Source organism: Flavobacterium sp. HSC-32F16 (genome assembly GCF_024171645.1).
GTDB lineage: Bacteria > Bacteroidota > Bacteroidia > Flavobacteriales > Flavobacteriaceae > Flavobacterium.
The window spans coordinates 871,594-893,427 of the sequence record NZ_JALKAC010000001.1 but is presented as its reverse complement, the minus strand read 5'-3'; the positions used below and the strand labels follow the sequence as shown (position 1 = coordinate 893,427).

The following is a 21,834-nucleotide window of genomic DNA, read 5'->3' as shown; positions in this document are numbered from 1 at the left end:
TTGTTTATTCTTCTGTAATTCTAATATCTTTTGATACCGGAATTGTCTTAACTTGTTTAAAATAATCAATCAGGACATTTCGAAGTTTATAATTCAAATCAAATTTCTGTGTGTTTTTTGCGAAAAAAGACATATTGTCACCACCATTTGCTAAATAATCATTTGTAGCAACATAATATGTTTTGTTTACATCAAAAGGTTTGCCCTGTATCAAAATATTTTTAACAGTTTTATCTTTTGTAATAGTAAAAGTCATACCAGATAACGGCTGTGCTTTTTGTGTTTTAATAAAATAAGAAGTTATTTCAAGAATTTGCTCTCCTTTTAATGCCAGTACAACTAAATTATTTTCAAACGGCATAATTTCAAAAGCACTTCTGCTGGTAACATTTCCTTTTGGAAGACCAGCTCTAATACCTCCAAAATTTAAAAGGCAAAAGTCAATGGATTTATTTTCTCTGGATTTAAAAATAATATCACCGCGCTGTACACAAGCATCAGCAAGCATGTTCCCAATAGTAGTCTGCCATTTCCCGGAGTTTTTATCTAAATTTTCAGGACAGTAGGCAAGAACACTGTCCAAATCTTTATTAATATGATCACGATAAGGTTTAATAAATTTTTCAATTTCAGGAGTTTCGGTACCTTTTTCTGTAACCGGAATCTGTTTTCCTTCTATTTTTGTTAAATTATAATTCTTGTTGCTGCAAGAGATTATTGAAAATAGTGTTAAGAATATAACAAAAAGTTTTAAAAATCGGTTATACTTTTTTAGTTTTACCATCTTAAATGCGGCTTAAATAATTAATTTTGTAATTTGTAAAAGTACTATGTTTTTAAATTATATAAAGGAATTTTTTGTAAAAAAATCATTAAAAAATAACTTGAATATTGTCAAAAACGAAGTCTTTACCAGCAATATCCAAACAGTTGGTTTACTAGTAGATGAAACACAATTTCGTTATTCAAAAGAATTAATAAAGGAATTGGTATCCAATGGAATTGCTGAAGAAAATATAAAAATTGTTGCGTACAGACGTAAGTTCAAAAAGAAAAAAATATATTCGAAACCTACTTTTGGTAGAAAACATATCGATTGGAGAGGCCAGATAACCGAAGTATTTTTAAGTGAATTTATTAATACAGAATTTGATCTTTTGATTAGTTATTATGAAGTTGAAATCTCGGTTTTAATGATGTTAACAAGCAAATCGAAGGCAAAATTTAAAGTGGGATTTTCATCAGTCGACAAAAAACTGAATCGATGGATGATAGAAACTACAACGGCAGAGTATAAACTTTTCATTTCAGAATTTTTTAGGTATTTAAAAAGTATAAAATAAAATTATAAATCAAAATATGCAATCATTAATAGGAACGGGTGTTGCGCTTGTGACTCCATTTAAAAAAGACTTTTCAGTAGATATCGAAGCATTGCAGCGTGTCGTTAATTTTTCGATAGACGGAGGAGTTGAATATCTTGTAGTTATGGGTACAACGGCAGAAAACGCAACCTTAACACAGGAAGAGAAAGAGTTGGTTATTAACACCGTAATTGATGTTAATAAAGGAAGACTGCCTTTAGTTCTTGGCGTTGGGGGGAATAATACCATGCAGATTGTTGAGGAATTAAAAACGAGAGATTTTTCAGCGTTCGAAGCAATACTTTCAGTTTCACCTTATTATAATAAGCCTACACAAGAAGGAATTTACCAGCATTTTAAGGCTATTGCCGAGGCATCTCCAATTCCTGTAATTTTATATAACGTTCCGGGAAGAACTGCAAGCAATATGCTGCCTTCAACTGTAATTCGTTTAGCGAATGATTTTGATAATGTTGTGGCTATAAAAGAAGCAGCCGGAGATATGGCTCAGGCTTTAAAAATTATTAAAGACGCACCAAAAGATTTTCTTGTAATTTCTGGAGATGATATGATCGCTCTGCCTATCGTTTTAGCCGGAGGAGCAGGAGTAATTTCAGTAATTGGACAAGGTTATCCTAAAGAATTTTCTGAAATGATTCGTTTAGGATTGAATAAAAAAGCAGTTGAAGCTTTTAAGACACAATACTTTTTATCAGACTGTATCGACATGATTTTCGAGCAGGGAAATCCTGCAGGAATCAAACAAGTGTTCCAAGCCCTTGGTATTGCTGACAACACAGTTCGCCTGCCATTGGTTTCTGTAGACGAATCTTTAGCAGAAAGACTAAATGACTTTGTAAAAAACAGCATTAAATAATTGTTAAAGTGTTAGTATTTTAATATACTAAAAAATTATTTTGCAGTCGCTAAATTAATACCTAAATTTGCCACCGAAACTTCGGTGTGGTTTTGCTTTGGCATAGTGTCTAAAGAAATCATAATAAAAGTAAGAAAATGAAAAAAATAGTATCTCTATTAATTGTTGTTGCCCTTTTTTGTTCTTGTAGTGAGTATCAAAAAGCATTAAAAAATGAAGATGTTGCAGCAAAATTTGAAGTAGCGACAAAAATGTATGATGCTGGTAAATATAATAAGGCAATTCGCCTTTTTGAGCAGCTAGCGCCTACTTATAGAGGTAAGCCTCAGGCCGAAAAGCTTTTTTATATGTTTTCACAGTCTTATTACAAGACAAAACAATATTATTTAGCAGGTTACCAGTTTGAAAGTTTTGTTTCAGGATATCCTCGAAGCGAAAAAGTACAGGAAGCAGCTTTTTTAGGAGCATACAGCTACTCTAAATTGGCCCCGGTTTACAGTCTTGATCAGGCTGACACAGTAAAAGCGTTAGATAAATTACAGGCTTTTATAGATAATTATCCAAACTCAGAATATTTAGCTCAGGCAAATGAAACAGTTAAAGTTTTGAATGGAAAATTAGAGAAAAAAGCATACGAGAATGCAAAAGGATATAATACAATCTCAGATTACAAATCAGCTTTAGTAGCTTTTGATAATTTTATTGCAGATTTTCCCGGAACACCTCTAAAAGAAGACGCTTTATTTTATAAATATGATTCAGCATATCAATTAGCCATAAACAGTGTGCCTTCAAAAATGGAAGAGCGTTTACATGTTGCAAAAACAGCTTATGCTAATTTGATGAAATATAAAAGCGACACAAAGTACAAAGAAAAGGCAGATGAAATGAATGCCAGAGTTGATACAGATTTACAAAAATTTACTAAATAAATAAAGTCATGGATTTAAAAAAGACGAATGCTCCTGTTAATACAATAACTTACAATAAAACAGTTATTGAAGAGCCAACAGGAAATGTGTATGAGGCAATTACCATTATGGCTAAAAGAGCAAACCAAATTAATTCTGAAATTAAAAAAGAATTAACTGAGAAATTAGAAGAGTTTGCTACTTATAATGACAGTCTTGAAGAAGTTTTTGAAAATAAAGAACAAATTGAAGTCTCTAAATTTTACGAAAAATTACCAAAACCACACGCTTTAGCTGTTCAGGAATGGTTAGACGGTAAAACTTACCACAGAAGTTCAAATAAATAATATAGTATAATGTCAGTTTTAAACGGTAAAAAGATTTTACTGGGAGTTTCTGGTGGAATTGCAGCGTATAAAACAGCCTCATTAGTACGACTTTTTATAAAAGCAGGTGCACATGTCCAAGTGATAATGACACCTGCTTCTAAGGATTTTGTAACGCCGCTTACATTATCAACCCTGTCAAAAAATCCAGTACATTCCAATTTCTTCAATCAGGATGACGAAGATGCTGTATGGAATAATCACGTAGAATTAGGACTTTGGGCCGATTTAATGGTGATTGCGCCGGCTACTGCAAATACTTTGTCTAAAATGGCGGCAGGAAACAGCGATAATCTTTTGATCGCTGCGTATTTATCAGCAAAATGTCCAGTTTATTTTGCTCCGGCAATGGATCTGGATATGTACAAACATCCCTCTACAATATCTAGTTTTAATGCTTTAAAACAGTTTGGAAATAACATGATTCCAGCTGAAAGCGGTGAGTTGGCCAGTGGCTTATCTGGAGAAGGCCGAATGGCGGAACCGGAAAATATCATTGCTTTTCTTGAAGCCGATTTAGAGAGTAAGTTACCCTTAAGAGGAAAAAAAATACTAATTACTGCAGGTCCAACATACGAAGCAATAGATCCCGTACGTTTTATAGGAAATCATTCTTCAGGAAAAATGGGATTTGATATCGCTAATGAAGCGGCTAATCTGGGTGCAGAAGTTATTTTAGTTTCAGGACCAACACATTATAAAGTAAAGAATTCTTCAATACAGGTTGTAAATGTAATTTCTGCGCAAGATATGTATGATGCCTGTCATGAATATTTTAATGATGTTGATGCGGCAATCGCTGCAGCGGCAGTTGCAGATTACAGACCTAAAGAAGTTGCTTTACAGAAAATTAAGAAAAATACAAACGAATTTTCTATTGAGTTAGAAAAGACAAAAGATATTTTATCCTCATTAGGAGCAATCAAAAAAAATCAATTTTTAATTGGTTTTGCTTTAGAAACTGAAAATGAAATTGAAAATGCTAAGTTGAAAATTCAGAAAAAAAACTTAGATTTGATAGTTCTAAATTCTTTGCAGGATGAAGGCGCAGGTTTTAAAAAAGAAACCAATAAAGTTACCTTTATTGATAAAGATTTTAAAATCGAACCAATGGAGTTAAAAGCAAAAGAATTTGTTGCAGAAGATATTTTGAATAAAGTAGTTTTACATTTTTCAAAATTATAATGTTTAAAAATGCAGACTAAAAGCAAAAAATAGGGATACTATTTATGCGGATTAAATAATATTTTATTTATATGAACAGAATAGTTACTTTTTTAGTTTTTTTGACTTTTGGCTTTACTCAGGCACAGCAGCTAAATTGTACTGTAACTGTAAATACAGAAAGACTTCCAAATGCAAATCAGCAGGTATTTAAAACCTTGCAGACATCTTTGTCTGAGTTTGTAAATAAAACAGACTGGACAGGTACTGTTTTAAAACAAAACGAACGAATTAACTGTTCTATGTATATTACATTATCGTCTTACAACTCAGATCAATTTTCGGGAACCATACAAATACAATCTTCGAGACTAATTTTCAACTCGACATACTCATCGCCGGTTTTTAATTTTAATGATAAAGATTTTAACTTTAAATATACAGAGTACGAACCTTTATTGTTTAATCCTTCGGTCTATGAATCTAATTTGGTATCCGTAATTTCATATTACAGCTATGTAATTTTAGGAATGGATGCTGATACTTTTCAATCAGGTGCAGGAAATCAATACTTCGAAACCGCTCAAAACATTGCAAACGTTGCGCAACAAGGTGGTTTTAAAGGCTGGACTCAAACTGATGGACTTCAGAATCGTTATTATTTAATAAACGATATGCTTTCTCCAATGTTTACAGATTTGCGTCAGACAAGCTTTTTATACCATACGGGCTTAGATACTATGAGTGATGATTTGAAAGGGGCAAAAGAAAAAGTAAAATCTTCTGTAGTACTTATTGGCAAATTAAATTCGGTTAGACCAAATGCCTTTTTGACAAGAGTATTTTTTGATGCAAAATCAGATGAAATTGTTTCTATATTTTCAGGAGGGCCAAGCATTCCGGTTACAGACCTTACCGATGTTTTAAACAGGGTTTCTCCATTAAATTCAACCAAATGGTCTCAAATTAAGTTTTAAAAACTTAATATTTTTTATTTTCTTCGTAACATTTTATTTTATATTCTCCTTTATGATAACTTCACTGTCAATTAAAAATTATGCGCTGATTGAAAAACTTTCTATCGATTTTTCAAAAGGATTTTCTATAATTACAGGTGAAACAGGTGCAGGTAAATCCATTATTTTAGGTGCAATTGGACTTGTTTTGGGAAAAAGAGCCGATCTGACTTCATTAAAAAATAAAGAAGAGAAATGCGTTATTGAAGCGCAGTTTGAAATTTCTAAATACAATTTAAAAGGCTTTTTTGAAACAAATGATCTCGATTATGAAGACGAAACCATAATTAGACGTGAAATTTTACCTTCAGGAAAATCTCGCGCTTTTATAAACGACAGTCCTGTCAATCTTCAGGAACTTCAGGATTTAAGTTTGTTTTTAATTGATATTCATTCGCAGCAGCAAACTCAGGAATTATCTGATGAAACAGTTCAGTTTAAGATAATTGATGCTATTGCAAATAACTCTGAAACAATCCTTACTTATCAGGAATTATTAAAAATTTATAAATCAGAAAAATCAAAACTGAATGCCTTGTTAAAAAAACAAAGTGATTCAGGAAAAGAACAAGAATACAATACTTTTTTGTTAAACGAACTGGTTTCGGCTAAATTAAAATCTGGAGAACAACCTGAATTAGAAGCTGATTTTGAAAAATTGAATAATGTTGAAATCATTAAAGAATCAATTGATAAATCGCTTGTAATTGCAAATGAAGAACAGTTTGGTATATTTCATAATCTTAATGAAATAAAAGCTGCTTTACAGAAAATAGCGCCATTTTCGACAGAATATCAAAATTTATTCGATAGAATAACGAGTATATCAATCGAGTTTGATGATGTTTCAAAAGAGTTGCAAAATGCTTCTGAAAAATTATTAAACGATCCGGAACAACTGGAATTAGTTAGTCAAAAGCTGCAGTTGATTTTTAATTTACAAAAGAAACATCATGTAACTTCTGTTGAAGAACTGCTTCAAATTCAGGCTGATTTAGGGAATACGCTTTTGGAGCTGGATAATATCGAAGAAGAAATTGAAGCCTTATCAAAATCAATCGAACAAAAAGCAAATGAATTAGATACTTTTGCAGGTACAATTCATCAAAATAGAATAAATGCTATTCCGGTTTTATCAAATCAGTTAATTTCGATTTTAGAAACCTTAGGGATGCCAAACGTTCGTTTTAATATCGAACTTATACCATCTGAAACTTATTTCCAAAACGGAAAAGACGAATTGCAATTTTTGTTTTCTGCTAATAAAGGAACCGACTTTGGGTTACTGAAAAAAGTAGCGTCAGGAGGGGAAATGTCCCGTATCATGTTGGCTGTAAAAGCAATATTAGCTCAATATTCAAAATTACCAACCTTAATTTTTGATGAAATTGATACAGGAGTTTCTGGAGAAATTGCCATTAGAATGGGAGAGATAATGAGAGAGATGAGTGGTAAAATGCAGATTTTTGCCATTACGCACTTACCTCAAATTGCAGCAAAAGGCGATTCGCATTTCAAAGTTTCAAAAGCAACAATAGACGATGATACACAGTCAGAATTGAAGCTGTTGTCTCAGGATGAAAGAGTTATAGAAATTGCTCAAATGTTATCGGGCGCGGTCGTTTCTGATTCGGCTTTAAATCACGCCAAAGCCTTGTTGAACTAAAGAAATACTTTATATTTGTCATCGAAAAATAAGTAAACAAACGGGAATAAGCGCTCATTTATCTAATAAATAGCTTATTAACGAATAAATAAAACAAGTATGATCATAGAACCTAGAATGAGAGGATTTATTTGTTTGACAGCCCACCCAACGGGATGCGAACAAAATGTTAAAAATCAAATTGAATATATCAAATCAAAAGGTGCGATTGCAGGAGCAAAAAAAGTATTAGTTATTGGTGCTTCTACAGGTTTCGGATTAGCTTCAAGAATTACAAGTGCTTTCGGATCAGATGCTGCTACAATTGGAGTATTTTTTGAAAAACCGCCGGTTGAAGGAAAAACAGCTTCACCAGGTTGGTATAATTCTGCTGCATTTGAAAAAGAAGCTCACAAAGCAGGTTTATATGCAAAAAGCATCAATGGAGATGCTTTTTCTAACGAAATAAAAAGAGAAACTTTAGACTTAATAAAAGCTGATTTAGGTCAGGTAGATTTGATTATTTACAGTTTAGCTTCTCCAGTACGTACAAACCCTAATACAGGAGTTTTACACCGTTCAGTTTTAAAACCAATTGGACAGACATTTACCAACAAAACAGTTGATTTTCATACAGGAAATGTAACTGAAGTTTCTATCGCTCCGGCAAACGAAGAAGATATTGAAAATACAGTTGCTGTAATGGGAGGTGAAGACTGGGCAATGTGGATTGACGCTTTAAAAAATGAAAATTTATTAGCTGAAGGTGCTGTAACAATCGCTTATTCATACATCGGGCCAGAATTAACAGAAGCAGTTTACCGTAAAGGGACTATTGGTCGTGCAAAAGACCATTTAGAAGCTACGGCTTTTACAATTACAGATGCCTTAGAATCTCTTGGAGGAAAAGCGTACGTTTCTGTAAACAAAGCCTTAGTTACACAAGCAAGTTCTGCAATTCCGGTTATTCCATTATATATTTCTCTTTTATACAAAATCATGAAAGAAGAAGGTATTCACGAAGGATGTATTGAGCAGATTCAACGTTTATTCCAAGACAGATTATACAATGGTTCTGAAGTTCCTGTTGATGAAAAAGGAAGAATTAGAATTGACGACTGGGAAATGCGTGAAGATGTTCAGGCAAAAGTTGCTGCACTTTGGAAAGAAGCTACAACAGAAACATTGCCATCTATTGGAGATTTAGCAGGTTACAGAAACGATTTCCTGAATTTATTCGGATTTGAATTTGCGGGAGTTGACTACAAAGCAGATACTGATGAAGTAGTTAATATTGAAAGTATCAAATAAAAAATATAAATATTACAAACAGAAACCATCAACCAAAAGTTGGTGGTTTTTTTATGAATATAACTTATCTTTGTTAAAATTTTATAAAGTTTAAAACAGACCACTTAATACCGCATTCCCGCTATGATTTTTTCTTTAATTATACCAGTGTATAATCGTCCAGATGAAGTTGATGAACTTTTAGAAAGCCTTACGAAATCAGATTACAACGAACCTTTTGAAATTGTTCTTGTAGAAGATGGTTCTTCTATTCCTTGTAAAGATGTAGTGATGACGTATCAGGGGAAATTGAATATTTCGTATTACTTTAAACCCAATTCAGGTCCGGGTGATTCTCGAAATTTTGGAATGCAGAAAGCAAGGGGTGATTATTTTATCATTTTTGACTCAGATTGTATTATTCCGCCAAATTATTTAACTGAAGTTCGTAAAGCTTTAGATGAAAGATACGTAGATTGTTTTGGAGGTCCGGATAAGGCCTTAAAAAGCTTCTCAGACATTCAGAAAGCAATTAATTTTGCCATGACCTCATTCTTGACAACCGGGGGAATTCGAGGCGGGTCTGAAAAGATAAATAAATTTCAGCCGCGCAGTTTTAATATGGGGATTTCTAAGAAAGCATTTGAAGCTTCAAAAGGCTTTGGAAACATACATCCAGGCGAAGATCCCGATTTATCCATCCGTTTATGGAACTTAGGTTTCGAAACAAGGCTGTTTTCTGAAGCTTTTGTGTATCATAAACGAAGAATTGACTGGGAAAAATTCTCTGTTCAGGTAAAGAAATTTGGTATCGCAAGACCTATTTTAAATAGTTGGTATCCAGAACATAATAAATTAACTTTTTTCTTTCCAACGGTTTTTATTTCGGGGTTATTATTAGCTTTTTTATTGTTAATTTATAATATTGATATTTTATTACAATTATATTTTGTATATTTCGTTATAATTTTTCTTACAGCAAGTATTCAGAATAAAAGTATTAAAATAGGGTATTTATCTGTTATTGCTGTATGGAAACAGTTTTATGGTTACGGAACAGGATTTTTGGAATCTTTTGTAAAAGTAATTTTACTAAAGAAAAAACCACAAGAAGCTTTTCCTCGTATGTTTTTTAAAGTATAGTATGACAAAAATTATTGGTTTGACCGGTGGAATAGGAAGCGGTAAAACAACAATTGCAGCTTTTTTTAAAGAAAAAGGTATTCCTGTTTACATCGCTGATGACGAGGCTAAAAAAGTAATGAAGTCATCAGAAATTATAGATCAGATAAAAGCTTCTTTTGGAGAATCGCTCTTTGATAATAATGTTTTGAACAGGGCAAAATTAGCCGAAATAGTATTTAACAATAAAGAAGAGTTAGAAAAATTAAATTCAATAGTTCATCCGGCAGTAAAAAAAGATTTTCAATCCTGGCTTTTACAAAATAAAGGAATGGATTTTGTAGTGTATGAAGCAGCTATTTTATTTGAAAGCGGAAAGTATAAAGAATTTGATTATATAGTGACTGTAACTGCGCCGGAAGAAATAAGAATTGAAAGAGTAATGAAGCGAGACAATGCAGTTCGAGAGCAGGTTTTAAATAGAATGAAAATGCAGTGGAATGACGAAAAACGAATTTCTTTAAGCAATTTTGTAATTAATAACAGTAATCTTAAAATTGCCAAAGAAGAAGTTGATGAAATTCTTAAAAAATTGAAAATAAAACAAAAACAGTCTTAAATGTTAATATTTGGTTAATGTATTATTTAGTATATTGTTAAAATATTAATTTTGTTTCGATGAATAAATTATTTTTTAGAATACTTGTTTTATTGATGAGTTTGTCCTTAATAGGGATAATTCTGGTACAGGTATTTTGGTTCAACTCTTCATTTAAAAACAATGAAGAACAATTTAAATACCACGTTACACAGGTAATCGGAAACGTTGCAGATAAACTTGAGCAACAAGAAGAATACAGCTTTTACGACAAATACAACCGAATAAAAGACAGTACCGGTAAAATTCCTAAAAAAGAAGACTTACTTGAAGTGTTGTATGTGCAAAGAAATACAAAAACAAATAAAACAATTGTTTATTCAAACACACTGAGCTCTGAAGATTATGATATAGACGGAACTCTGTTTAATAAAAAATTCAGCAGTGAAAGATTTAAAAATTTCAGTTCTAAAAGAGTAACCGAAGTTTATAATAACAATAACGGAATTGATAATAACAGTTTAGGACAAAGTATTATTCCGGATCTTAGAATTGAAAAATCCGGAAGTCTGGATATTTTAAATAAGGTACAGCAGCAAATTCAGTACAAAGACATAGCGTCTTTAACTCCAATTGAAGGTCGAATTACAAAAGATAAGCTTCATAAGCTTTTAAAGAAGGAATTAGAAGAATACGGAGTAAAAACCAAATTCGAATACGGAATTTACAGCAGCGGTGTTCCAACCAAAATTAAATCGGATGGATTTCACTACGACAAAGAAGCGACATATAATATTCCGATATATACTGATAACGAAGGAAACAGCCGCTATGAATTATCGGTTACTTTCCCAAATAAAAAGAAATTTTTATTATCTGAGTTGTTGAGTATCACTATTTTATCAATAGTATTTACGCTGATTATAATTGTAGCTTATACAAGTGCATTAAATCAGTTACTGCGTCAAAAACATATTTCTGAAATCAAAACCGATTTTATTAATAATATGACGCATGAGTTTAAAACGCCGATTGCAACCATAAATCTTGCACTGGACGCTATTAGAAACCCAAAAATTATTGAAGATAAAGACAAAGTTTTTCGATATCTTCAAATGATTCGGGATGAAAATAAAAGAATGCATGCTCAGGTAGAAAACGTTTTACGAATTTCTAAACTTGAAAAAAGAGAGCTTGATATAACAAAAGAGCCTACTGTAGTTCATGACATTATTGATGATGCAATTGAGCACGTAAACCTGATTTTAGAAGATAGAAAAGGTACAGTTGTAAGACATTATAATGCAGCAAGAACCACCTCTTTAATTAACGAAGTGCATTTTACAAATGTATTAGTTAATATTTTAGAGAACGCAATAAAATATTCTCCGGGAACTCCAGAGATTGAAATATTTACAGAAAATGTAAAAGACATGATCCTGATAAAAGTTAGAGATCATGGATTAGGAATGAGTAAGATAGCTCAAAAACGAGTATTTGAGAAATTTTACAGAGAACACACAGGAGACCTTCATAATGTAAAAGGGCACGGTTTAGGTCTTGCGTATGTAAAAAGAATTGTAGAGGACCATAATGGTCAAGTATATGTTGAAAGCGAAAAAGGAAAAGGTAGCACCTTTATAATAAAAATACCATTAATAAATTAAAATATGGAAAATACTAACAAAAGAATACTTTTAGTAGAAGATGACCTAAATTTTGGGGCGGTTCTTAAAGATTATCTAATGTTAAATGACTTTGAAGTTACTTTAGCTAAAAACGGTATGGAAGGTTTCGAGAAATTCAAGAAAGATGTGTATGATTTATGTATTCTTGATGTAATGATGCCTTATAAAGATGGTTACACTTTAGCCAAAGAAATTAGAGAGAAGAACAGTGAAGTGCCAATTATATTTTTAACAGCAAAATCTATGAAAGAGGATGTGTTAAAAGGATACAAAGCTGGTGCCGATGATTATTTAAATAAACCTTTCGATTCTGAGGTTTTATTAATGAAAATTAAAGCCATCATTCAAAGAAAATCTGCTGATACAAAAGCAGAACAAGTACAATTTGAATTCAATATTGGTAAATTCCACTTAAATTCAAAATTAAGATTCTTGACTTTCCAGGATGAAGAGCCAATTAAATTATCTCCAAAAGAAAATGAATTGCTTAAAATGCTTATTCTTCATGAAAATGACTTAATGCCAAGAGAATTAGCTTTAACAAAAATCTGGAGAGATGATAACTACTTTACTTCAAGAAGTATGGATGTTTACATCGCTAAACTTAGAAAATACCTAAAATCTGATGAGGATGTTGAAATTCTTAACATTCATGGAGAAGGTTTTAGATTAGTTGTAAAAAGCAAAGTTTCTGAATAACAAATTCACCTAGAAAAAATATAAGCTCTGAGAAATCAGGGCTTTTTTTATGTTTAAAAAATTCAGTGTATAATGTCTCTAATCTATGATTAGATGGACTGCAGTGCATCTTTACATTAAAATTGTGATTGATTTATAGATAAAATAAAAGTAAATTGTAGAGACGCGCTGCAGTGCATCTACGTAAAGAGAATCTGCAATATTCATCAAATTTATGATGGTGTGATTTCCTTCGCCTGTTCGTTTTCGCTCGCGTCTTTTTGTTCATAATAATAAATATTATATAATCTATTGTCTTTATTTTTAATAGTATAACTATTTGTTTGTTAATGAATTAAAAGAAATAAAAATTTTTCATATGACTTTTCTGAAAAATAAATTTGGAAAATCAAAAAAGTATTCTGAATATTTGCAGACGAAAAAATAATAACCCTTTAAAACGAAGAAAATGTTTGTACTTACATCGACATCACAAAGCTTCACACCAAACGGATTTGGTGCAGCAATTCTTCGTGGCTTATTTCAATCTTAGAAATACATTTTTAGATATATAAAAAAGCCCGAAGACATTTAGTTTCGGGCTTTTTTTATTCTAGACACTTCAAATTTTCCCGACAACCGATTTTATTTATTTATCCGTCAAGGATGAAATGTTTAAGCCTGTTTGGCTATTAATTTAATGCACTATAATTTTTTAATGGAAAATTATACGGTAGATGAGTATGCTTTGTGTGCTCGTTTTAAAAGTAAAAAAAGGAAAAAAAGATTAGCAAAAGAAGATTTTGAAAAACAACTTATTCAGTTAAGAAAGAGTGAAAAAGAACTTTGGCTCAAACGAAAAAATTTGCCATTAGTTCCATTAGAAAATCCATATCAAAAAGGATGGCAGCGCAATTTTATACTGAGAGAAGATATAGCAAGATCAAATGAAGCTTCATTTTACAGCACACTATTAGAAAAAATAAACACATGGCAGTTCTCTTCTGAGAAATCTTTTAAAAGAAAGAAAAAGAGAAAAAGAAGAAATGTTTATGTGGAAAAGATTCAAACTGTAAAAGAATTTTCGGAATGGGAATGGAGAAGTTCAAAATTAGAATTGACAGAAAAAGAAAAAGCACATTTTTATAAGCGAGAACGTTGGTGCAGCAATTTCAAGCGATATAAAATTCACTATGTGTTTAATGAGCCATGGAGATATGTACTTCGCGTGAGTCCTTATATGATAACACATACAAAGATGGTCGATTCAGATTTAGAGAGTGAAATCCAGCTTCTGGACAATTACATTGTTAATCTTAATTTGAGATGTAAAATAAACAGATTAGTAGATGGTTTTTCTCATCATTGGAGTTATTATCAAAATGAAAATCCAAGAGAGATAAGCCCAATTAAAAATAAAAGTCTAAACATATTGTATCAACAATATATAGACGAAATGATATAAATCATGGGAAATAAATTAACTGGAAAAGACCTGATTAAATTAGGTTTTCCAAAGAACAATTCAATAAATATCGCTTTAGGGCAGATAAACAGATATAGAAAAAGAGAAAAAAAGGAATCTATTCTAACAGAGGCAAAAGATGTTTTGCTAAATCCAGAAAAATACGAAGGAAACGGAACTTGGGGCAAAGTGGCTGAAGGTTTAATAAAACCAGTTCAGGTAAGAATGCATCAGCTTAAAGCAACCAGAGCACCTTTTACCATTTTTGGTGAAAATGAAATTGATCAGCAGGCAAAATTTCAATTGTACGATTCGTTGAAACTCCCGGTATCAGTTGCAGGAGCTTTAATGCCAGATGCACATTCGGGTTATGGTTTGCCAATTGGCGGCGTTTTAGCAACAGATAATGCTGTGATTCCATACGGAGTTGGAGTAGATATTGGATGCCGAATGAGTCTTTCTATTTTCGATTTGCCAGCTTCTCATTTCAAAGGAAAAGAACATCAGTTGGAAACTATTTTAAAAGACAATACCAAATTTGGAATGTATGAAGCGCATGCTTCAAGAGTAGATCATGAAGTGTTTTATAAAAGCGAATTTCAGGATATTCCATTGTTGAAAAATCTTTTGCCAAAAGCCTACAAACAATTGGGAAGTTCTGGAGGAGGAAACCATTTTGTAGAATTTGGAATTGCTAAAATTGAAAATCCGGAGAACGAATGGAAATTAGAAAAAGGCGAATATTTCGCTGTTCTTTCACATAGTGGTTCTCGTGGTTTGGGGGCCAACATTGCAAAGCATTATACCTATTTGGCAACAAAACAATGTCCGTTACCAAAAAATGTACAGCATTTAGCTTGGTTGGATTTGAATACACACGACGGACAGGAATATTGGCTGGCAATGAATTTAGCCGGAGAATATGCAAAAGCGTGTCATGATGATATTCATAGACGAATTGCCAAAGCAATAGGGAAAAGAGTAGTGATAACAATTGAAAACCATCACAACTTTGCATGGAAAGAAATGGTAAATGGCCAGGAATGCATTGTGCATAGAAAAGGAGCAACTCCTGCAGGAGAAGGGCAATTGGGAATTATTCCAGGTTCTATGACGGCGCCTGGTTACATTGTAAAAGGAAAAGGAAATGCTGAAAGTTTAAATTCGGCTTCGCATGGTGCGGGACGTTTGTTTTCGAGAGCAAAATGCAAAAGTACTTTTACGCAAAGCGAAATTAAAAAGGTTTTGAAAGCCAATGATGTAACCTTGATTGGCGGCAATATTGATGAAGCTCCAATGGCATACAAAGACATTACAAAAGTAATGGCAAACCAAACTGATTTGGTGGAAGTTCTGGGAACTTTTACACCGAAGATTGTTAGAATGGACCGCTAAAAAGAAAAAGATTATGGAAAGATTTAAAGATGAAAATAAATGGTTAGGGAATTTTGAAAATGAGATTTTTGTAAAATGTCCAAAATGTGAATCTAAGGCTGCATTGAAAGAAGTGGCTAGAGATTGCAAATGTGGAAATTGTACCACAATGACTTTTGAATGTAAAACTTGTTTTTATAAGATTGATGCACCTATTTATCAGTACAAAGCATCTGGGAAACATTATTGTGGTTATTGTTTTGAAAAATTCGATTATGAATCACAGATTTTTAAAGAAAGACCAAATATATATCAGGTTAAATGTCCGTATTGTAGTTTTCAGGAAGAAATAAAACCGAATATTAGTGAGGTTAGAAAAGAGCCTAAAAACGATGGTTTAGTAAGAGATAGTTGGTACTATTTACCTCTTTGGTTTCAACAGGAAATCAAAGGAAATGTTTTTTGGATTTATAATCAGGAACATATAGCTTATTTGGAAAGATATATTAAAGCTGGTTTAAGAGAAAGAAATAATAAGGGAAGTGGTAATGGAACGATGGCTTCAAGACTGCCAAAATTTATAAAAGAAGCAAAGAACAGAGAGAAGCTTCTTAAAATATTAGAAAAATGGAAAGAATAATTCAAATAACAGCAGGTCGCGGACCTGCAGAATGCACTTGGGTAGCTGCCCAAGTGCTTAAAAAGGTTTTGGAAGAAGCACAAGATCAAAATTTAGAAACAATTTTGCTGCAAAGAGAAGCTGGTGAAGAAAATGGAACGGTTGAAACAGCATCAATTGCTGTTAAAGGAAAAAAAGCCGATGAGTTTGTAAATTCCTGGATTGGAACCATTCAATGGATTGGTCAGAGTCAGTTTAGGAAAATGCATAAACGAAAGAACTGGTTTATTGGGATTTTTGAAATCGAACCGCAAAAAAATACTTCAGTTTTAGAAAATGATATTCAATATCAAGCTATGCGAAGTTCTGGCGCAGGAGGACAGCACGTAAATAAAGTGAGTTCCGCAATTCGGGCAACGCATGTTCCAACTGGAATTGCGGTTGTAGCAATGGACAGCCGTTCGCAGCATCAAAACAAAAAACTGGCAACAGAAAGATTATTAAAAAAGTTAGAAGACGAAAAACTGGCTCAGCTTAAAAATCATGTAGGGAAACAATGGGAAAATCAGCTGAATATTGTGCGTGGAAATCCTGTGAGAGTTTTTACCGGAAGTGATTTTAAAAAGAACAAAGTAGAGAAAAGTTACAAAGGAACTCGTCAGAAATTAAAAAATGATTTACGAAATGAGCATAATTAATAATTTGGTCGCAGAAAATAATGATGATATGCGAATTATATGTGACCAAAAAAACAAAAAATATCGACACATAAAATGAAAACAATTGATAAATACCTCTTTCAGGCTTTGGATAATTATCCATTTTGGCTGGAAGGTACTATAGAATCTTTGGATTATGCTTTTTCTTATGATGATAAAAACACGATGGTTTTGTGTTTGTATGGAAGAATTCAAGCAGAGCAATTATTGAATTATGAAGATGCTAAATCCTATTTTCAGCAAGCTTTGGCAATTAATATTCATGCTCTTGAAGTCTATCCTTATTACTTAAAAACATTGATTTTAAATGAAGATTATGAAGAAGCACAAAAGTTAATTGATTTTGCCTTAACAGTTAAAGGAATCAACAAATCTGAAATTTACATTAAAAAAGCAATTCTATTAGAAGCACAGAATGATTTAAAAAAGGCATTAAAAGAAATTAAAAATGCTAAACTTCATTCATTGCAATTTAATTATGAATCTGATCTTACAGATGTAGAGAAAAGAATTGAAGGTAAAATAGATTTATTGAAAAAGAAGAAAAAAAAATCTAAAAAAGATTCTAAAAAGAAATCGAAATGATTTTGATAAAAAAACGATGCAATTTGCATCGTTTTTTATTTAGTACGGATTCCTGCAAGGTTTTAAAAACCTTGTAGGTTTGTCATTTGTATTATTATATAAAATTTAAGTAAAATGCTTATAAGTGTAATAACTCCAAGGTTTTCAAAACCTTTTAGAAATCATAATTTACTTCCAATGCAATTCTAAAGCAAAACACGTTTTTTCGCCTTTTGTAATACTAAATGTTGCTGTTGTATGATTGTCGTCTTCGCTTTCATGAATTACGACATTGTCTTGTAGCGAAAGCTCTTTCATGAAATTCATTTCGAAACTTTTAACTTCTTGTTTCATGATTCTTTTTGGATCTACATGATCAAGGCACCATTCAAGATATTTTACGTTATTTACATGATTTACAATGTCTAAATCTGATAAATAAACTGTTTTTTCAAAAACGGCTTCTTTTTCGTGGTTGATGTTTATTTTAGAAAAACCTTCTTCCGTAGCTCTCTTATCAGGAAATAATTCGAAATGTTCGTAAGGTAATGCCAAAGCTTCCGGACGACGCGCTTGTGTGTTGAAAACTGCCCAATACGTTTCGCAGCCTACTATTTTTTTTCCGTTTACATACATTTCCAGCGCACGAACAGAACGTGAATTTTCCAGACTATTAATCCATGTTTTTACGGTTACAAAGTCTTGCCACTTTGGCAAAGCATGAACTTCCACGCGCATTCGGCTTAAAACCCAGGCTTGGTGAAATTCCTGCATATCATAAAAACTGATTCCTCCAATTTCTGAATGTGCGGCGGCGGTTAATTGTAAAATATTACATAAATCAGTATATTTTAAGAAACCTGTTGGCGTGCATTGTGTAAAATTGATTTCCCAGTCCTTACTTAAAACTGATGTGAAATTTGGAGATATTGGCATTTTTGAATTTTAGATTTTAGATTGTTGAGTTTAGATTATTTCTATTAGAAAATAGAATAAAGAGTATAGAAAGAAGATTTTTAGTTTTACTTTAGAAGATTTTCTATGTAATCTATAATGTTTTTTCTATCTGTAGCATAATCAAACCATTTTGTGTTTTGATTTCTTTTGAACCACGTTAATTGTCTTTTTGAGAATCTTCGGGTGTTTTTCTTGATTTCTTCTATGGCAAAAGGCAACGCGAATTCTTCGTCAAAATAACTAAATAATTCTCTATAACCCACGGTTTGAAGCGCATTTAACGCTTTATTGGGATACAAAGCTTTTGCTTCTTCGAGTAAGCCTTCTTTCATCATAATGTCAACACGCTGGTTGATTCTGCTGTAAATGATTTCTCTGTCGGCATCTAAACCAATTAAAATAGGAGTGAAGTCTCTATTGTTTTTCTTTTGATTTAGAAAAGAAGAATACGGTTTTTGAGCTCCAATACAAACTTCTACAAAACGCATCATTCGCTGCGGATTTTGTAAGGTCTGCGGGTTTTCTAAAGTTATTTTTTGATAATAGTCAGGATCTAAAATTTTCAGTTGTTCCTGAAGATATTCAATTCCGAGTTTTTCGTAATTTGAATTTACCTGAAAACGGACTTCGGGATCAATTTCTGGAAATTCGTCGAAACCTTTTAAAATCGCATCAACATACAAACCGGAACCGCCAATAAGAATTACAAAATCATTGGTTTGAAATAGTTCTTCAATTTTGGTTAAAGCTTCTTTTTCGTAATCGCCAACGGTGTAATTTTCGAAGATTGATTTATTTTGAATGAAATGATGCTGGGCTGAATTTAATTCTTCCTGATTGGGAACTGCGGTTCCAATGGTCATTTCTTTAAAAAACTGACGGCTGTCGCAAGAAACGATTTCGGATTTAAAATGTTGTGCCAAAGCAATGCTCAAGGCTGTTTTGCCTATAGCTGTTGGTCCGACAATGGTTATTAGGTATTTCATATTTTTTAGCCCAGATGGAAATGGAAACCCCGGACTTATGTTTGTTCGTTTTTTTTGGTATAAAAGAGCGACCAGCGGAAGCTCCTTTTGTGCCTTTAAAAAACAACAAAGATAAGGAGGAGTTGCAATGTACAGCTGGATTAGCTTCTAAAAATTAATTATTAGGTAATTCAGTTCCGCATTGGTAACAATATTGGGCGTTATCAAAATGAACTTGCGATTGGCATTTCCTGCACGTTTTTTTTGTATTTACGGAGCTGTTTCTTAAACTGCTTTTTGCAAATTCTGCTGTAACTATTCCAGTTGGAACAGCAATAATTCCGTAACCTAAAATCATTACTAGTGCCGCTATAAATTGTCCTAAAGGAGTCTGGGGCGAAATATCACCGTAACCTACTGTTGTTAAGGTTACGATTGTCCAGTAAATTCCCATTGGAATGCTGGTAAATCCTGATTCTTTACCTTCGACTAAGTACATAATTGTGCCAATAATTACGGTACTGATGAGAACGAAATAAATGAAAACTAAAATTTTCTCTTTACTGGCTTCAATGGCATCTTTAAGCTGTGTTGATTGATGAGAAATTTGCGGAATGTGTAATATTTTGAATAATCTGAAAAAACGTAATGCTCTTACAACTGATAATACACTTGCGCCGGGGAAAAATATGGATAAATACATAGGCAGAACGGCAAGTAAATCAATAATTCCGTAAAAGCTGAAAACATATTTAATGGGTTTTTGAATGGAAATAATTCTTAAAATATATTCGATTGTGAAAAAGATCGTTATAATCCATTCGCAAATAAGTAGTTGTGTATGATATTTTTGGCTGATTCCTTCAACGGTATCGAGCATAATTAAAAGAACGCTCAATAAAATTAAACCTAAAAGAACTAAATCGAACATTCGTCCTAAAATGGTATTAGTGCCATAAAGGATAATTTTGATTCTTTCCCGAAAGATTTCGTATTGTGATTTTTTATTTTTCATATCCACGAAGATAATGAAAGTTTTGTTTTGTTAAAAATGAAGTATTTTTATAGATTTACTCTTACGGATGTGGTTTTGAATAATGTTTTTTACATCGCGGTTATGCTGCATGGGAATTAAGATATTTTTTAAGATATCTATATTGGTAATCTGATAGTTAAGATCGTAATAAGCGTAACCTTTATAAGTTCCGTTTTCGATTAAAATGGCGCTTCGTTCGTTTACATTTCGACCTCTGTCGATCAAAATCATATTTTTGTTTTCAAAACTGTTTTCAGTAATGAACTGCTGTACTCTTAAATTGTAAATTTCAGGTGTTACTTCGCCAATGCAGGCTCCGTCGCATTCTTTGATTTTATATTGAAAACATTCTTTTTTGGTTTGGTATAAACCGGTTAGTTTTTGGCACAAATGATATTTAGAAGTAAATCTGAAAAGTGCATTTTTACCTTCCTGTAAAGAGGCAAAAGAGGTAATTTCTTTTTTACGTCCATCAGCTTTTTCTAGTTTTAAATTTAAATATCCATTGGAGTCTTTTTCGGCATATAAAGCAACCGGAAAGAAAGATTTTTTCTGTGAGCGATTGTGTATCGGGCGATTGACTTTTACTTCCTGACTTTCTTTTAAAAGCGCAATTAATTCACTTCCGGTTTCATCATAAGTTATGGTAAATACTTCGGCTTGAATTTTTTTACTTTTGGTTGTAATTCCTGTAAAGTGTTGATTGACTCTTTTTTTAATATTTTGGCTTTTACCAATATATATTAAAGCACCGCCTTCGTTATAGATGTAATAAACACCGGTTTTTGTTGGCATTTGACTTAAGATATCCAGAAACTTTGGCGCAATTCCTTTTTCGACTTCTAGTTTTATAAAGTCTTTTACAATTGTTTTTTCAACATCTTTTTCTAAAAGCATTTTAAACAGCTTTGTAGTGGCCATAGCGTCTCCGCTGGCACGATGTCTGTCTGCCATAGGAATTCCGAGTGCGCGCACAAGTTTTCCTAAGCTGTAAGAAGGCTGTTCTGGAATTAGTTTTTTAGCTAATTCGACTGTACAAAGTGTTCTGGCTTCAAAATCGTAGCCTAAACGTCTGAATTCTGTTCGTAAAATTCGGTAGTCAAAAGAGGCGTTGTGAGCGACAATAACGCAATCGGTAGTTATTTCTATTATACGTTTGGCAACTTCATAAAACTTTGGAGCTGAGCGTAACATAGCATTATTTATTCCAGTCAGTTTTACAACGAAAGGCTGAATCGGAATTTCAGGATTTACAAGGCTTATGAATTGGTCAATTACTTCGTGTCCATCAAATTTATAGATGGCGATTTCGGTAATTCCTTCTTCATTAAACTGTCCTCCAGTGGTTTCTATGTCAAGTATTGCGTACAAATTAAGTGTTCAGTCTCAGTTTTTA

At 32.4% G+C, this 21,834-nt stretch carries 22 protein-coding genes; 17 read left to right on the top strand and 5 right to left on the bottom strand.

What is annotated here, in order from left to right; all coding sequences use genetic code 11:
• Positions 1-4 precede the first annotated feature (4 nt).
• Positions 5-784, bottom strand: a complete 780-nt coding sequence (locus L1276_RS03990) for a 5'-nucleotidase C-terminal domain-containing protein (protein WP_253785681.1) — start codon at positions 782-784, stop codon at positions 5-7.
• Between the two features lie 46 nt (positions 785-830).
• Between L1276_RS03990 and L1276_RS03985 the strand changes: the two genes are divergently transcribed.
• The 17 genes from L1276_RS03985 (at position 831) to L1276_RS03905 (ending at position 17,501) form a co-directional block, all read left to right on the top strand.
• On the top strand, positions 831-1,343 hold the full coding sequence (locus tag L1276_RS03985; RefSeq protein ID WP_371924134.1) for a hypothetical protein: 513 nt from the start codon (positions 831-833) through the stop codon (positions 1,341-1,343).
• Positions 1,344-1,359: 16 nt separating this feature from the next.
• On the top strand, positions 1,360-2,241 hold the full coding sequence (dapA, locus tag L1276_RS03980; protein WP_253785677.1) for a 4-hydroxy-tetrahydrodipicolinate synthase: 882 nt from the start codon (positions 1,360-1,362) through the stop codon (positions 2,239-2,241).
• A gap of 137 nt (positions 2,242-2,378) precedes the next feature.
• Positions 2,379-3,173: an outer membrane protein assembly factor BamD gene (locus L1276_RS03975; protein ID WP_253785674.1), complete on the top strand. Its 795-nt coding sequence runs from the start codon at positions 2,379-2,381 to the stop codon at positions 3,171-3,173.
• Between the two features lie 8 nt (positions 3,174-3,181).
• The gene (locus L1276_RS03970) at positions 3,182-3,499 is read left to right on the top strand and encodes a DNA-directed RNA polymerase subunit omega (RefSeq protein WP_008463064.1); all 318 of its coding nucleotides are present in this window, start codon (positions 3,182-3,184) and stop codon (positions 3,497-3,499) included.
• A 9-nt stretch (positions 3,500-3,508) separates the two neighbouring features.
• Entirely contained in the window at positions 3,509-4,723 is a 1,215-nt protein-coding gene (gene coaBC, locus L1276_RS03965; protein WP_253785672.1) for a bifunctional phosphopantothenoylcysteine decarboxylase/phosphopantothenate--cysteine ligase CoaBC, read from the top strand.
• Positions 4,724-4,794: 71 nt separating this feature from the next.
• Positions 4,795-5,679, top strand: a complete 885-nt coding sequence (locus tag L1276_RS03960; RefSeq protein ID WP_253785670.1) for a DUF4835 family protein — start codon at positions 4,795-4,797, stop codon at positions 5,677-5,679.
• A 52-nt stretch (positions 5,680-5,731) separates the two neighbouring features.
• Positions 5,732-7,384, top strand: a complete 1,653-nt coding sequence (gene recN / locus L1276_RS03955; protein ID WP_253785668.1) for a DNA repair protein RecN — start codon at positions 5,732-5,734, stop codon at positions 7,382-7,384.
• 99 nt (positions 7,385-7,483) lie between these two features.
• Positions 7,484-8,674 (top strand): enoyl-ACP reductase FabV, encoded by a 1,191-nt coding sequence (gene fabV / locus L1276_RS03950; protein ID WP_253785666.1) that lies wholly within the window; start codon positions 7,484-7,486, stop codon positions 8,672-8,674.
• Between the two features lie 123 nt (positions 8,675-8,797).
• Complete coding sequence (locus L1276_RS03945; RefSeq protein WP_253785665.1) at positions 8,798-9,796, top strand: glycosyltransferase family 2 protein; 999 nt, start codon at positions 8,798-8,800, stop codon at positions 9,794-9,796.
• Position 9,797: 1 nt separating this feature from the next.
• The gene (gene coaE / locus L1276_RS03940) at positions 9,798-10,394 is read left to right on the top strand and encodes a dephospho-CoA kinase (protein WP_253785663.1); all 597 of its coding nucleotides are present in this window, start codon (positions 9,798-9,800) and stop codon (positions 10,392-10,394) included.
• A gap of 59 nt (positions 10,395-10,453) precedes the next feature.
• The gene (locus L1276_RS03935; RefSeq protein WP_253785661.1) at positions 10,454-12,040 is read left to right on the top strand and encodes a sensor histidine kinase KdpD; all 1,587 of its coding nucleotides are present in this window, start codon (positions 10,454-10,456) and stop codon (positions 12,038-12,040) included.
• A gap of 3 nt (positions 12,041-12,043) precedes the next feature.
• On the top strand, positions 12,044-12,760 hold the full coding sequence (locus L1276_RS03930; RefSeq protein WP_012025443.1) for a response regulator transcription factor: 717 nt from the start codon (positions 12,044-12,046) through the stop codon (positions 12,758-12,760).
• 697 nt (positions 12,761-13,457) lie between these two features.
• Complete coding sequence (locus L1276_RS03925) at positions 13,458-14,204, top strand: hypothetical protein (RefSeq protein WP_253785659.1); 747 nt, start codon at positions 13,458-13,460, stop codon at positions 14,202-14,204.
• Positions 14,205-14,207: 3 nt separating this feature from the next.
• Complete coding sequence (locus L1276_RS03920) at positions 14,208-15,599, top strand: RtcB family protein (RefSeq protein ID WP_253785657.1); 1,392 nt, start codon at positions 14,208-14,210, stop codon at positions 15,597-15,599.
• Between the two features lie 13 nt (positions 15,600-15,612).
• On the top strand, positions 15,613-16,218 hold the full coding sequence (locus tag L1276_RS03915; RefSeq protein WP_253785655.1) for a hypothetical protein: 606 nt from the start codon (positions 15,613-15,615) through the stop codon (positions 16,216-16,218).
• Positions 16,206-16,895, top strand: coding sequence for a peptide chain release factor H (prfH, locus tag L1276_RS03910; RefSeq protein ID WP_253785653.1), 690 nt, complete (start codon positions 16,206-16,208; stop codon positions 16,893-16,895). The genes L1276_RS03915 and prfH overlap by 13 nt, the downstream gene beginning before the upstream one ends.
• Positions 16,896-16,970: 75 nt before the next feature.
• Positions 16,971-17,501 (top strand): hypothetical protein, encoded by a 531-nt coding sequence (locus tag L1276_RS03905; RefSeq protein ID WP_253785651.1) that lies wholly within the window; start codon positions 16,971-16,973, stop codon positions 17,499-17,501.
• Positions 17,502-17,669: 168 nt separating this feature from the next.
• Here L1276_RS03905 and L1276_RS03900 read toward each other — a convergent pair whose 3' ends face one another.
• The 4 genes from L1276_RS03900 to L1276_RS03885 form a co-directional block, all read right to left on the bottom strand.
• Complete coding sequence (locus tag L1276_RS03900; RefSeq protein ID WP_253785649.1) at positions 17,670-18,416, bottom strand: acyl-[acyl-carrier-protein] thioesterase; 747 nt, start codon at positions 18,414-18,416, stop codon at positions 17,670-17,672.
• Between the two features lie 86 nt (positions 18,417-18,502).
• Entirely contained in the window at positions 18,503-19,423 is a 921-nt protein-coding gene (gene miaA / locus L1276_RS03895; RefSeq protein ID WP_253785647.1) for a tRNA (adenosine(37)-N6)-dimethylallyltransferase MiaA, read from the bottom strand.
• A gap of 154 nt (positions 19,424-19,577) precedes the next feature.
• Positions 19,578-20,417, bottom strand: coding sequence for an ion transporter (locus tag L1276_RS03890; RefSeq protein WP_253785645.1), 840 nt, complete (start codon positions 20,415-20,417; stop codon positions 19,578-19,580).
• A 30-nt stretch (positions 20,418-20,447) separates the two neighbouring features.
• Positions 20,448-21,809, bottom strand: a complete 1,362-nt coding sequence (locus tag L1276_RS03885; RefSeq protein ID WP_253785643.1) for an exonuclease domain-containing protein — start codon at positions 21,807-21,809, stop codon at positions 20,448-20,450.
• Positions 21,810-21,834: the final 25 nt, after the last annotated feature.

Bases quoted from the DNA above. Each gene is read 5' to 3' on its own strand.
- prfH (WP_253785653.1), top strand. From the start codon at position 16,206: ATGGAAAGAATAATTCAAATAACAGCAGGTCGCGGACCTGCAGAATGC.
- coaBC (WP_253785672.1), top strand. From the start codon at position 3,509: ATGTCAGTTTTAAACGGTAAAAAGATTTTACTGGGAGTTTCTGGTGGA.
- L1276_RS03920 (WP_253785657.1), top strand. From the start codon at position 14,208: ATGGGAAATAAATTAACTGGAAAAGACCTGATTAAATTAGGTTTTCCA.
- L1276_RS03970 (WP_008463064.1), top strand. From the start codon at position 3,182: ATGGATTTAAAAAAGACGAATGCTCCTGTTAATACAATAACTTACAAT.
- L1276_RS03915 (WP_253785655.1), top strand. From the start codon at position 15,613: ATGGAAAGATTTAAAGATGAAAATAAATGGTTAGGGAATTTTGAAAAT.
- fabV (WP_253785666.1), top strand. From the start codon at position 7,484: ATGATCATAGAACCTAGAATGAGAGGATTTATTTGTTTGACAGCCCAC.
- L1276_RS03890 (WP_253785645.1), bottom strand. From the start codon at position 20,417: ATGAAAAATAAAAAATCACAATACGAAATCTTTCGGGAAAGAATCAAA.
- L1276_RS03945 (WP_253785665.1), top strand. From the start codon at position 8,798: ATGATTTTTTCTTTAATTATACCAGTGTATAATCGTCCAGATGAAGTT.
- L1276_RS03985 (WP_371924134.1), top strand. From the start codon at position 831: ATGTTTTTAAATTATATAAAGGAATTTTTTGTAAAAAAATCATTAAAA.
- coaE (WP_253785663.1), top strand. From the start codon at position 9,798: ATGACAAAAATTATTGGTTTGACCGGTGGAATAGGAAGCGGTAAAACA.
- miaA (WP_253785647.1), bottom strand. From the start codon at position 19,423: ATGAAATACCTAATAACCATTGTCGGACCAACAGCTATAGGCAAAACA.
- recN (WP_253785668.1), top strand. From the start codon at position 5,732: ATGATAACTTCACTGTCAATTAAAAATTATGCGCTGATTGAAAAACTT.
- L1276_RS03935 (WP_253785661.1), top strand. From the start codon at position 10,454: ATGAATAAATTATTTTTTAGAATACTTGTTTTATTGATGAGTTTGTCC.
- L1276_RS03925 (WP_253785659.1), top strand. From the start codon at position 13,458: ATGGAAAATTATACGGTAGATGAGTATGCTTTGTGTGCTCGTTTTAAA.
- L1276_RS03960 (WP_253785670.1), top strand. From the start codon at position 4,795: ATGAACAGAATAGTTACTTTTTTAGTTTTTTTGACTTTTGGCTTTACT.
- L1276_RS03975 (WP_253785674.1), top strand. From the start codon at position 2,379: ATGAAAAAAATAGTATCTCTATTAATTGTTGTTGCCCTTTTTTGTTCT.
- L1276_RS03905 (WP_253785651.1), top strand. From the start codon at position 16,971: ATGAAAACAATTGATAAATACCTCTTTCAGGCTTTGGATAATTATCCA.
- L1276_RS03900 (WP_253785649.1), bottom strand. From the start codon at position 18,416: ATGCCAATATCTCCAAATTTCACATCAGTTTTAAGTAAGGACTGGGAA.
- dapA (WP_253785677.1), top strand. From the start codon at position 1,360: ATGCAATCATTAATAGGAACGGGTGTTGCGCTTGTGACTCCATTTAAA.
- L1276_RS03930 (WP_012025443.1), top strand. From the start codon at position 12,044: ATGGAAAATACTAACAAAAGAATACTTTTAGTAGAAGATGACCTAAAT.
- L1276_RS03990 (WP_253785681.1), bottom strand. From the start codon at position 784: ATGGTAAAACTAAAAAAGTATAACCGATTTTTAAAACTTTTTGTTATA.